This window comes from Amycolatopsis magusensis (assembly GCF_017875555.1).
GTDB classification, from domain to species: Bacteria; Actinomycetota; Actinomycetes; order Mycobacteriales; family Pseudonocardiaceae; genus Amycolatopsis; species Amycolatopsis magusensis.
The window spans coordinates 8033159-8044468 of sequence record NZ_JAGGMS010000001.1 but is presented as its reverse complement, the minus strand read 5'-3'; the positions used below and the strand labels follow the sequence as shown (position 1 = coordinate 8044468).

12 protein-coding genes are annotated in these 11310 nt (G+C 70.5%); 8 read left to right on the top strand and 4 right to left on the bottom strand.

Annotated elements, in window-relative coordinates; translation table 11 throughout:
• Positions 1 to 65 precede the first annotated feature (65 nt).
• Positions 66 to 209: a hypothetical protein gene (locus tag JOM49_RS35975; RefSeq protein ID WP_209668594.1), complete on the top strand. Its 144-nt coding sequence runs from the start codon at positions 66 to 68 to the stop codon at positions 207 to 209.
• Here the strand turns inward: JOM49_RS35975 and JOM49_RS35970 are convergent, their stop codons facing one another.
• A complete protein-coding gene (locus JOM49_RS35970) occupies positions 210 to 1520 on the bottom strand; it encodes a cytochrome P450 (protein WP_209668593.1) in 1311 nt (436 codons plus the stop codon).
• A gap of 127 nt (positions 1521 to 1647) precedes the next feature.
• Here JOM49_RS35970 and JOM49_RS35965 point away from each other — a divergent pair, with 127 nt between their 5' ends.
• From JOM49_RS35965 to JOM49_RS35955, 3 genes are all read left to right on the top strand, one after another.
• A complete protein-coding gene (locus JOM49_RS35965; protein WP_209668592.1) occupies positions 1648 to 2634 on the top strand; it encodes a glycosyl hydrolase in 987 nt (328 codons plus the stop codon).
• Between the two features lie 47 nt (positions 2635 to 2681).
• The gene (locus JOM49_RS35960; RefSeq protein WP_209668591.1) at positions 2682 to 4238 is read left to right on the top strand and encodes a molybdopterin-dependent oxidoreductase; all 1557 of its coding nucleotides are present in this window, start codon (positions 2682 to 2684) and stop codon (positions 4236 to 4238) included.
• 95 nt (positions 4239 to 4333) lie between these two features.
• Positions 4334 to 5014: a fasciclin domain-containing protein gene (locus JOM49_RS35955; RefSeq protein ID WP_209668590.1), complete on the top strand. Its 681-nt coding sequence runs from the start codon at positions 4334 to 4336 to the stop codon at positions 5012 to 5014.
• A gap of 107 nt (positions 5015 to 5121) precedes the next feature.
• Here the strand turns inward: JOM49_RS35955 and JOM49_RS35950 are convergent, their stop codons facing one another.
• Complete coding sequence (locus JOM49_RS35950; RefSeq protein ID WP_209668589.1) at positions 5122 to 5514, bottom strand: ATP-binding protein; 393 nt, start codon at positions 5512 to 5514, stop codon at positions 5122 to 5124.
• A 254-nt stretch (positions 5515 to 5768) separates the two neighbouring features.
• On the opposite strand from JOM49_RS35950, the gene JOM49_RS35945 reads away from it, so the two are divergent.
• The 3 genes from JOM49_RS35945 to JOM49_RS35935 are packed head-to-tail and all read left to right on the top strand — an operon-like array spanning position 5769 to position 8925.
• Positions 5769 to 6923: a PP2C family protein-serine/threonine phosphatase gene (locus JOM49_RS35945; protein WP_308158990.1), complete on the top strand. Its 1155-nt coding sequence runs from the start codon at positions 5769 to 5771 to the stop codon at positions 6921 to 6923.
• On the top strand, positions 6920 to 8491 hold the full coding sequence (locus tag JOM49_RS35940; protein WP_209668587.1) for a sensor histidine kinase: 1572 nt from the start codon (positions 6920 to 6922) through the stop codon (positions 8489 to 8491). The genes JOM49_RS35945 and JOM49_RS35940 overlap by 4 nt, the downstream gene beginning before the upstream one ends.
• Positions 8488 to 8925, top strand: a complete 438-nt coding sequence (locus JOM49_RS35935) for a response regulator (RefSeq protein WP_209668586.1) — start codon at positions 8488 to 8490, stop codon at positions 8923 to 8925. Before JOM49_RS35940 ends, JOM49_RS35935 begins: the two co-directional genes overlap by 4 nt.
• A 15-nt stretch (positions 8926 to 8940) precedes the next feature.
• Here JOM49_RS35935 and JOM49_RS35930 read toward each other — a convergent pair whose 3' ends face one another.
• Entirely contained in the window at positions 8941 to 9666 is a 726-nt protein-coding gene (locus JOM49_RS35930; RefSeq protein ID WP_209668585.1) for an SDR family NAD(P)-dependent oxidoreductase, read from the bottom strand.
• A 92-nt stretch (positions 9667 to 9758) separates the two neighbouring features.
• On the opposite strand from JOM49_RS35930, the gene JOM49_RS35925 reads away from it, so the two are divergent.
• Positions 9759 to 10373: a TetR/AcrR family transcriptional regulator gene (locus tag JOM49_RS35925; RefSeq protein ID WP_209668584.1), complete on the top strand. Its 615-nt coding sequence runs from the start codon at positions 9759 to 9761 to the stop codon at positions 10371 to 10373.
• On the opposite strand, the gene JOM49_RS35920 is transcribed toward JOM49_RS35925, so the two are convergent.
• On the bottom strand, positions 10354 to 11232 hold the full coding sequence (locus JOM49_RS35920) for a LysR family transcriptional regulator (protein WP_209668583.1): 879 nt from the start codon (positions 11230 to 11232) through the stop codon (positions 10354 to 10356). The two genes, JOM49_RS35925 and JOM49_RS35920, sit on opposite strands and share 20 nt — an antisense overlap.
• Positions 11233 to 11310: the final 78 nt, after the last annotated feature.

Here is an 11310-nt window from a genome sequence, read left to right as displayed (position 1 = left end):
CGATTGGCCCACGGGCGACTGGGTAGCCATTCTGCGGGTCAATCCGGAGTACGAAGGTGAGAACGATGACGAGCATTCAGGAGCGGGAAACGGTCAGCGAGGAGCTGGACGCCGCGGCCGGTGCCGCGACCGAAGTCCCCCGGCAGCGCTCCCGCGGGGAAGAACGGGAATACGACCTCGAGCCGACGATCGTGCTCGGCCGCGAATGATCACCGGGTGAGTCGCGCCGGAAGGTGTTCGTAGCCGCGCAGGATGCGGGTCGCCCGCCGCTGCGCGCCGGGGGTCAGGCGCAGCGACGGGAAGCGGTCGAACAACACCCGGAGGCCGACCTCGCCCTCCATCCGCGCCAGCGCGGCGCCGAGGCAGTAGTGCCGTCCGGCGGAGAACGACAGGTGTTCGCGGGCGTTCTCCCTGGTGGTGTCGAACCGCGCCGGATCGGTGAACACGGCCGGATCGCGGTTCGCCCCGGCGAGGATCGTGGTGACCACGGCACCTTCCGGCACCCGGACGCCGGAGACCTCGGTGTCGCGCAGGCAGGTCCGCCCGGTCAGCAGCACGGGCGGATCGACGCGCAGGATCTCCTCGACCGCGTTCGGCCAGCCACTGGGATCGGCCCGGAGCGCTTCGAGCTGCTCCGGATGGTCGTGCAGCAGCGCGATACCGTTGCCGAGCAGGTTCACCGTGGTCTCGAACCCGGCGGCGAGCACCAGCCCAGCGGTGGCCTTGAGCTCACGACCGGTGAGGCCGACGCCGTCCTCCCGCGCGGCGATGAGCTTGCTCAGCAGGTTGTCGCCGGGGTTCTCGCGCAGGTGGTCCAAGTGCCGGGTGAGCCAGCCGTCGAAGTCGGCGAGCGCCGCCTCCACCTGACGGAACTGCCGCCACGGCAGGCCCATGTCCAGGCTGGGCGCGGCCGCGGTGCCCAGTTCGAGCACGCGGTGCCGCTCGTGCGCGGGCACGCCGAGGATCTCCGCGATGACGGTGACCGGGAGCAGTCCGCAGTAGGTCCCGACCAGGTCGACGGGACCGGTGGGATCGAGCTGGTCGAGCAGTTCCTTGGCGATCTGCTCGGTGCGCCGGCGCAGGTTCTCCACCGCGCGCACGGTGAACACCCTGGTGACGAGCTTGCGGTAGCGCGTGTGGTCCGGCGGTTCGGTGGCCAGCAGGGACGGCGGCGCCACCGGGTGCAGCAGGTCGCCGGCGGACCACGCGGTCAGCCGCGCCAGCACCCCGTCACCGGCCGCGCCGACCCCGCTGCGGAAGTCGTTGCCGGTGAGGACCTCCTTCACCGTCGCGTGCGAGGTCGTGGCGTAGACGAACCGGGACTTGAGCAGCGGACCGCGGGCGCGGATGCCGTCGAACACCTCGGCCAGCTGCGCTGTCGGTGTCGCGGAAGCCTCGACGAAGAGGCGCGCCTGCAGATCACCTCGCCGGGCCGCGGCGCGGAGGGCGGTGCGGGGGAGCGCGTGGCCGAGGCCCCAGCGCACCACCGGCTTGATCCTGGCTTCTGCGGTCGTCGGCACCTTACTTACGGTAGGAAAGTCGGGAGCCGCTGGTCAAGTGGTGGTCCGCGCTGAACATACCGGACGGTTTGTCCGGGTGGTTACTTCCCGGCTACCTTCGGTGCCTCCCCGTCGGAAGGTGGACCCCATGCGTTTCCGAAGCCCGGTGGCCGGTGCCGCCGCCGCCCTGCTGGCCGCCGCGTTGCTGGTCCCCGCGGCGCAGGCGTTCCCGGCGACCACGAAGCAGCAGTTGCTCGACCACCTGCGGGCGACCGCGGGCACCGGCGTGATTTCCGGGCAGCACAACAAGGAACCGGCTTCGCTGCCGTCGCAGTACACCGCACAGGTGCACGCGATCACCGGCCAGTACCCGGGGCTGTGGGGCGGGGACCTGATGTTCCGCGCGCCGGACGTCGCCGACCGGCAGCGCGTGATCGACCAGGCCAAGACCGAATGGGCCAACGGTTCGCTGGTCGCGCTCACCTGGCACGTGTGCACGCCGACCGGGCCGAGCACCTGCGAATTCGACGGCGGGGTCAAGACGCGGATCAGCGACGAGCAGTTCGGTCAGCTCGTCACCGAGGGCACCGGGCTGAACCAGGCGTGGAAGCGGCGCCTCGACGAAGTCGTGCCGTACCTGCGGCAGTTGAAGGACGCCGGGGTTCCCGCGTTGTTCCGGCCGCTGCACGAGATGAACGAATCCTGGAACTGGTGGGGAAACCGTCCCGGCCCGGACGGCGGCGCCAAGCTCTACCGCATCACGCGGGACTACCTCTCGGGCAAGGGGCTCGACAACCTGATCTGGGTGTGGAACGTCCAGGACAACCCGAACGGCGGCTGGGCGGACTACTACCCGGGCGACGCCTACGCCGACGTGGTCTCACTGGACGTCTGGTACAAGGACCGCCCGAACGCGGGTGACTACCAGCAGATGCTCGGCATCGCCGGGCAGAAGCCGCTGGCCGTCGCCGAGATGGGCAAGATCCCGGACGCGGGCATGTTGACCGGGCAGCCGCGCTGGAGCTACTTCATGGTCTGGTCGGAACAGTTGCGCGGCAACAACTCCAACGCCGAGATCCAAGCGGGTTACTTCCACCCGCGGGTCCTGAACCAGGGCGAGATCCAGCTCGGCTGACCCCACGCCGGACCAATCCGCCGGTCGCCGGGCTCCGAATGACCGGCATGAGCAGCTCGGAGGGACCCCAGGAACCGGCCACCGCGCGACTGCCGGCGCTGGTGTCGGCCTCGCTGGGCGTGCTCGCCCTGCTGGCCGCGCTGGCGGCCGGACACCTGGTCGCCGGATTCATCAGCAGCAACGCCTCGCCGTACCTCGCCGTCGGCAACGGCGCCATCGACCTCACCCCGGTCGGGCTGAAGGACTTCGCGGTCCGGACCTTCGGCACCTACGACAAGCTCGTGCTCCTGTTGAGCATGGCCGTGGTGATGGCGCTGGTCTCGGCGGCGGCCGGTCTCGCGTCGCGGCGTTCCGCGGTGCCGGGGGCGGTGGTGATCGGGCTGTTCGGCGTGGTCGGCATCGTCGCGGTGGCCGCGCGTCCCGATCTGAGCGGTGTCGCGGTACTCGCACCGGTGGCCAGCCTGCTCGCCGGGGTCGCGGTTTTCCTCTGGCTGCACGGAAAACTGCGTGCCTCGCGCGTCGAGTCGTCGGACGGGCCCTCGCGGCGTTCGGTGTTGTTCGCCGGTGCCGGAGTGGTGGTCGGGGCGGGGGTGGCCGGTGCCGCGGGCCAGGCGCTCGCCGGAACTCGCGACGCCGCGTCCTCCCGGGCGAACGTCGGTGCCCTGGTGCCCGCGCGGACCGCGCCCGCCATCCCCGCCGACGCCGACTTCGCGAAGCTCGGCACCCCGCCGTTCCTCACGCCCAACAAGGACTTCTACCGCGTGGACACCGCGTTGTCGGTGCCGCAGCTGCGGACCGAGGACTGGAGCCTGCGCGTCCACGGCATGGTCGAGGACGAGCGGACGTTCAGCTACGCCGACATCCGCGACCGGCCGCTGGTCGAACGCACCATCACCATGACCTGTGTGTCCAATGAGGTCGGTGGGCCGTACGTCTCCACGGCGAACTTCGTCGGGGTGGACCTGGCCGACCTGCTGACCGAGGCGGGTGTCCGGCCGGGGGCCGAGCAGTTGTTCTCGACCAGTGTGGACGGCTGGACGGCGGGCACCCCGGTGGCCGCCGCGCTGGACCGCGGCCGGGGCGCGATGCTGGCGATCGGGATGAACGGCGAACCGCTGCCGGTCGAACACGGTTTTCCCGCCCGGCTGGTCGTTCCCGGGCTCTACGGTTATGTTTCGGCCACCAAATGGGTGGTCGACCTGGAAATCACCACGTGGGCGGCCCGGCGCGCGTATTGGCTCGACCGGAACTGGGCCGAGCAGGCACCGATCAAAACGCAGTCGCGCATCGATTTCCCGAAAGGTTTCGAAACGGTGCCCGCGGGCAAGGTCCGCCTCGGCGGGATCGCCTGGGCGCAGCACACCGGGATCGACCGGGTCGAGGTCCGGCTGGACCGGGGACCGTGGCAGGAAGCCATGCTGTCCAAGGAAGTCAACCTCGACACCTGGCGCATGTGGTGGCACGAGCTCGAGGTGCCCCAGGGCACTCACCAGGTTTTCTGCCGGGCCGTCGACAAAACCGGCTACGTCCAGACCGAGGACCGCGCGGGCACCGTTCCGGACGGCGCCACCGGCTGGCACACCCTCTCTTTTTCGGCGAAGTGAGCCGCATCACCCGATCGGACGCAATCCGGTTCGCGGGCAGTTCCGAATCACCGTCGAGAAGGAAAAACAAGTCGCAGGAAAATGGAGTGATCGCAGTGAAGAACCTTCGCCTCGCCGGAATCGGGATCACCGCGGTGGCCGCCCTGTCCCTGGCTGCTTGCAGCGGGAGTGACACCGCGTCCCCCGGTGACACCGCCGCCCCGGCTCCGGCGCCGTCGAGTGAGATGGCTCCGCCCCCGATGTCCGCCCCGTCCGGGATGGCTTCGGGCGTGACCACCAACGCCGATGTGTTCGGTCCGGCGTGTTCGCAGTTGCCGCAGGGCAACGAGCCGGGTTCGCTGGACTCGATGGGCCCGCAGCCGGTGGCCAGCGCCGCGTCGACCAACCCGTTGCTGACCAAGCTGGTGGCCGCGGTCAAGGCGACGAATCTGGTGGACACGCTGAACAGCCAGGAGGCGATCACCGTGTTCGCCCCGGCCGACCCGGCGTTCGCCGAGCTGGGCGACGCCAAGTTCACCGAGCTGGCTGGCAAGCCCGACGAGCTGGCCCCGATCCTGCAGTACCACGTCGTGGCCAAGCGTTATGACGCCAAGGGCCTGGAAGCGGCCGGTGGGTCGCTGGAGAGCCTGAACACCGCTGGTGGCCCGCTGAAGATCGAGGGCAGCGGCGAGAACATGACGGTGAACGGCGCGAAGGTGCTGTGCGGCAACATCCCCACCAAGAACGCCACCGTCTTCGTGATCGACAAGGTCATGATGCCCGGCACCAACCAGTAGTCACCACCCCCGATCCTGGATCGGGCGCGGGACACGAACGTGGCTTTCGGAGCGGCTATCCGCTCCGGGAGCCACTTTTGTGTCCGGTGTGGAGGGATGTGGAGGGATCAGGACGGGGGGAGGGCGAACTCCGCCCACACGGTCTTCCCGCCGTCGTGCTCGGTCTGGCCCCAGGTGTCCACGTAGGCCTCGATCATGCGCAAGCCGCGTCCGCCGTCGGTGCTCGGGGCGCGGTATTCGGCCCGCACCGGCGAACCGTCGCTGACCTCGACGCGCAGCGCGCCGTTCGCGTGTCGCAGGAGGACCCGGCGGGGGGCGGCGCCGTGCCGGATGGCGTTCGAGGCCAGTTCGTCCAGCGCGCCGACGACGTCGGCCAGCAGCGCCGGGTCGACGCCGGGGACGCCGTCGAGCGCGGCTCGTGCCCAGCCGCGGACCCGGCCCAGTTCGGCGGGATCACCGGCGAGATCCAGTGCGTGCTGTCCTGGATCTTTGTCCACCACGGTCGCGGCCCTTTCCCCCGATCGGAAGAACGCTGTCCCCTCGGATAGCTGATCGGTGAGTACCCCAGCGTAAACCTCTCCGGCGACGCGGCGAGCTTACGCGAGGGCTCCCGGCGCGGTGTGTAGCCTTCCCCAGACGGCCCGCCCGGTGGCGGGCGGCGAACGGTGGATACGGCGGATTCGGAGGGTGGATGGGCTCGGCTCACTCGCCTGAACAGGCAGGTCCACTGCCGCGGCTGTCCGTGGGTTACCGGATGAGCGTGCTGCTGATCGAGGACGACGACGGCGACGCGCTGCTGGTGGAGGAGATGCTCGCCGACGCGCTCGAGCCGACCACTCTGCAGCGGGTGGTCACCCTCGCCGAGGCGCTGGCCACCCCGATCCGCGCGGACTGCGTGCTGCTCGACCTCGCCCTGCCCGACGCGATGGGCCTCGACTCGGTGGCCCGGATCCGCCGGGCCGCGCCCGGCACCGCGGTGGTGGTGCTGACCGGCCGCGCCGACGAGCGCACCGGCCAGGCCGCGGTCGCCGCCGGTGCCCAGGACTACCTGGTCAAGAACCAGGTCGACGGCCCGCTGCTGAGCAAGGCGCTGCGGTACGCATGGGAGCGCAAGCGCGCCGAGCAGGTCGAACAGTCCCTTCGCGAACAACAGTTGCTGGCCAGCGAGTACACGCGCCTGGAACGCGGCCTGCTGCCCACCCCGCTGCTGGCTTCCGACGAACTCTCGCTGGTCGCCCGCTACCGGCCCGGCCGGGACGGCGCGTTGCTCGGCGGCGACTTCTACGACGCGGTCGAGCTGACCGACGGCACCCTGCACGTGATCATCGGCGACGTCTCCGGCCACGGTCCCGACGAGGCGGCGCTCGGGGTCGCGCTGCGCATCGCCTGGCGTTCGCTGGTGCTCGCCGGGCTGCCGCAGGACGAGGTGCTGGCCACCGTCCAGCAGGTGCTGATGCACGAGCGGATCCACAACCACTTCGCCACCGTGTGCGCGCTTTCGGTGGCCCCGGACCGCCGGTCGGTGCGGATGCGCCTCGCCGGACACCCGCCGCCGTTGCTGCTCAGCGGCGCCGGCGCGGACCTGCTGCCGGTCGACCGGCTCGGCGTACCGCTCGGCGTGCTGCCCGACGCCCGCTGGGAAGCCGCCGAGATCGACCTCGAACCGGGCTGGACCCTGTTGCTGTGCACCGACGGCATCTTCGAGGGCCGCAGCGGGAACGGGGTGGAACTGCTCGGGCAGGAGGACATGACCGCGTTGTTCGTCGACCTGCTCCACGCGCGGCCGGACTGGCGTGAGGACCCGACCGAGGCGCTCGACGCGTTGATCGCCGAGGTCGAGCGCCGCAACAGCGGCCCGCTCGACGACGACGTGGCGGTGGTGCTGCTCACCCACCAGGAGGCGGCATGAGCACGGAGACCACGGAACAACTGCGCCGCCGGGCCGCGACCAGCTGGCCGATCCGCCGCTGGCTGACCCTGCTGGCCTCGATCACCGCCGCCCTGCTGATCGGCGTGATCGTCGCCGGGGTGCTGGCCCTGGGCAGCCTCGACCAGGCCCGCGTCCGCCTGGTCGACGAGATCGACCCCGGGCTGACCGGGGCGCAGATGCTGACCTCGGCCCTGCTGAACCAGGAGACCGGGGTCCGGGGCTACCTGCTCACCGGTGACCGCCGCTTCTACGCGCCCTACACGCAGGGGCAGGCCGAGCAGGCGCGCGCGGTGACGCAACTGCGCGACGCCGGTGCGCAGCCCGGCACGGTGGCCGGCGCGGATCTCGACGCCGTGCTGGAGCGGGCGGGGGAGTGGCAGCGGCTGGCCGAAACCTGGACCGCGCCCGGCGCCCCGCAGGTCGGCGCGCAGCAGGTGGAGCTGAGCAAGGCGTACTTCGACGGCGTCCGCCAGGTCCTCGACGTGCAGCGCGGCCACTACACCAGCGCGCGGACCGAGGCGCGGGCCGAGCTGGACACCACCGCCACCTTCCTGCAGTCCGTGCTGGCCGTGGTGGCGGTCCTGCTGATCGCCCTGTTCGCCGCGCTCTACCTGGGTTTCCGCCGGGCCATCGCGCGTCCGCTGCAGATACTGGCCACCGAGGTCAGGGCGGTCACCGAGGACGACCTCCACCGCCAGGTCAGCGTCAGCGGGCCGCGGGAGCTGGTCCAGCTGGGCGCCGACGTGGAGGACATGCGCCGGCGGATCGTCGCCGAACTGGCCGAGCTGCAGCGCGCCAGGGACGAGCTGCAGCGGTCCAATTCGGACCTCGAGCAGTTCGCCTACGTCGCCTCGCACGACCTGCAGGAGCCGCTGCGCAAGGTGGCCAGCTTCTGCCAGCTGCTGCAACGCCGCTACCAGGGGCAGCTCGACGAGCGCGGCGACCAGTACATCGAGTTCGCGGTGGACGGCGCGCGCCGGATGCAGGCGCTGATCAACGACCTGCTGGCGTTCTCCAGGGTCGGCCGCAAGACCGGCGAGAGCGCCGAGGTCGAGGCGGACAAGCTGGTCAAGCAGGCGACGCGCAACCTGGAGACGGTCGTCGAGGAGACCGGTGCGACGATCACCCACGGCGAGCTGCCGGTGGTGCACGGCGAGACCAGCCTGCTCACCGGGGTCTTCCAGAACCTGCTCAGCAACGCGCTGAAGTTCCGCGGCGAGCAGCCGCCGGAGATCCGGATCGAGGCCGAGCGCACCGGGGGCGACTGGACGTTCTCGGTGACCGACAACGGGATCGGCATCGAACCGGAGTACGCCGACCGGATCTTCGCGATCTTCCAGCGGCTGCACCCCAAGAGCGCCTACCCGGGCACCGGCATCGGGCTGGCGATGTGCCGCAAGATCGTCGAGTACCACGGTGGCCGCATCTGGCTGGACACCGAGGCGCCCGCCGGGCACACCCGCTTCCGCTTCACCCTGCCCGTCGAACCGGTCCCGGCACCCGGGGAAGAGCCCGCGGCGAAGACCGCAGAAAGTGAGACACCGTGACCGAATCACTGGCGCCGATCGACATCCTGCTGGTCGAGGACGACCCCGGCGATGTGCTGATGACGCAGGAAGCCTTCGAACACCACAAGATCCGCAACTCGCTGCACGTGGTCAGCGACGGGGTCGAGGCACTGGACTTCCTGCGCCGCACCGGTCCCTACACCGACGCCCCGCGGCCCGGCCTGATCCTGCTGGACCTCAACCTGCCGAAGAAGGACGGGCGCGAGGTGCTGGCCGAGATCAAGGCCCAGCCGGAGCTGCGCAGCATCCCGGTGGTAGTGCTGACCACCTCCGAGGCCGAAGAGGACATCCTGCGCAGCTACGACCTGCACGCCAACGCCTACGTCACCAAGCCGGTCGACTTCGAGCGCTTCGTCGAGGTCGTCCGCCAGATCGACGACTTCTTCGTCACCGTGGTGAAGCTGCCGCGCTAGGTTCCTCGCTGGCCGTCACATCGCGGGCGCCATGGCGGAGAACTCGGCTTCGGCGCGGTCGCGCTGGACGTACATCTCCCAGGCGGTGGCCGCGATGTCGTCCGGGTCGATGGTGCCGATCGCGGCCGCCTGCTCGGCGAGGGCCTGGTACAGATCGCCGCGTTCGATCAGCCCGCCGATGGTGAGCGTGCCCGCGTACACGCCGTGTTCCTTTACCGCCTCGGCGAGCGTCAGCACGTACATCCGCAGCGCCGCGGAGGCGGGGGCGAGGTTGCCGAGCATCGGCATCGGGACCTTGCCGCTGAGCCCGCCGCCGAAGAACAACGCGCCCGCCCGGCGCTCCATCATGGCCGGGAGCACTTCCCGCACCACCGTGACCGCCGGGGTGAACACCCGGTCCATCGGCGCCCGCACGTCGTCCGCACCGGCCTCGGGGAGCGGCACGATGGTCATCGGATCCGTGCTCACCGGTCCGAAGTAGACGGTGTCGAACACGCCGAGGTCGCCTTCGATCTCGCCGAGCACCCGCCGCAGGTCGCCCTGGTCGGTGACGTCGGCCGTGTAGCTGCGCGAATCCACGCCCGCCGTGGCGAGGCTCGCGCAGTAGCTCTCGTGGCGCCGGTCGCTGCGGGACACCAGAGCCACCCGGAATCCTTCCTCGCCGAACCGGTGGGCCATCGACATCCCGAGCCCCGGTCCCGCCCCGAGCACCACGAGCACCTTGCCTGCCGAACTGGTCATCACACATCTCCCGGATCATGTTGAGGCCATCCTCAACTTATTTCGACCGTAGCGCTAACTTGAGGAAGGCGTCAACTTGCTAGGCTGGGGGCATGCGCCGCGACGCCCAGTTGAACCGCGAGAAGCTCATCGAGGCGGCTCGGACGCTCTTCGCCGAGCGCGGGCTGAACGTGGCGCTGGAGGAGGTCGCGCGCCGGGCGGGGGTCAGCATCGGCACGCTGTACAACCGGTTCCCGAGCCGGGAGCAGTTGTGCGTGGCGGTGTTCGCCGACCGCGCCGAAGCGGTCGATCGCGCGGTCGAGCAGGCGCTCGCGACACCCGACGCCTGGACGGGTTTCGTTCAGTTCCTGGAACGGATCTGCCTGTTGCAGGCGGCCGATCGCGGGTTCAACGACCTCGCCGCCCGCGGGCTGCCGCCGGTGGCGCTCAGCAAGGATCCGCAGTCCGGCTACGAAAACATGGTGCGGCTCATCGCCCGCGCGCAGCGGGAAGGCGCGCTGCGCGAGGATTTCACGCCACCGGACCTGGCGTTCGTCACCTGGTCGATCACCAGGACCATCGAAGCAACCGCGGCGGTCAAACCCGACCTGTGGCGGCGGCACCTGGCGCTGCTCTGCGACGGCCTGCGAGCCGAGGCCGCGCACCCGCTGCCCGTGCCGTCACTGGGGCAGGAGGAGCTCGCGGACCTCATGCAGGGGAAGTGCTGAGCGCCTCCAGGAAGGCGCTCGCCGCCGGGCTGAGGCCGGATCGGCTCCACACCAGGTATTCCACGCGGCCGGGGGCGTCGCGCACCGGGATCGTCGCGACCCCGGCGAGCTGGGCCGCGTAGGCCGGGGGCAGCATGCCCACCGCGAGGCCCTGGCGGATGATCCTGGCCATGAAGTCCGGCGCGGCCGTGACCTCGAAGGCGACTTCGCGGACCAGTCCTGCCGCGGCGAAGGCCTCGTCGGACTGCAGGCGGCCCGCGGTCCCGGCTGGGAAGTCCACAAAGGTCTCTTCGGTCAGGCGGCGCAGGTCCACTTCGGACTCACCGGCGAGCGGGTGGTCCTGCGAGGTCACGGCGACGAGGCGGTCCCTGGCCAGTTCCCTGGCGTGCACACCCTGTGGCCGGGCGGTGGTGGGCAGTCCGAGGAAGGCGATCTCGATGACGCCCTCCTTCACCTGCTCGACGAGTTCTTCGCTGGCCCCGGACCGAAGGCCGACGCGCACCTGCGGGTAGCGCTGGTGGAACTCGTGCAGCGCCAAGGGGATGTCCACCGCGGCGACGGTGGGGATGGCGCCGACGGTCAGCCGCCCGCGTACTTCGCCGATGGCCGCGGCGACCTCGGCGACCGCGCGTTCGGCGGCGTCGAGGCACTGCCGCGCGGCGGGCAGGAACGCCGCCCCGGCCGCGGTCAACCGCACGCGGCGGCTCGTGCGGTCGAACAACTTCGCGCCCAGCTCCCGTTCCAGGCGGGCGATCTGGTGGCTGAGCGCGGACTGCGCGACGAAGCAGCGCTCGGCGCCGCGGGTGAAGCTGTTCGTCTCGGCGACGGCTACCACGTACCTCAGGTGCTGGAGTTCCACCCATCTATCTTGAATCACGATCGATCCGTTGACAAACATGTATTGGACTCATGCTTGCTGGTCAGCCCACACTGATCC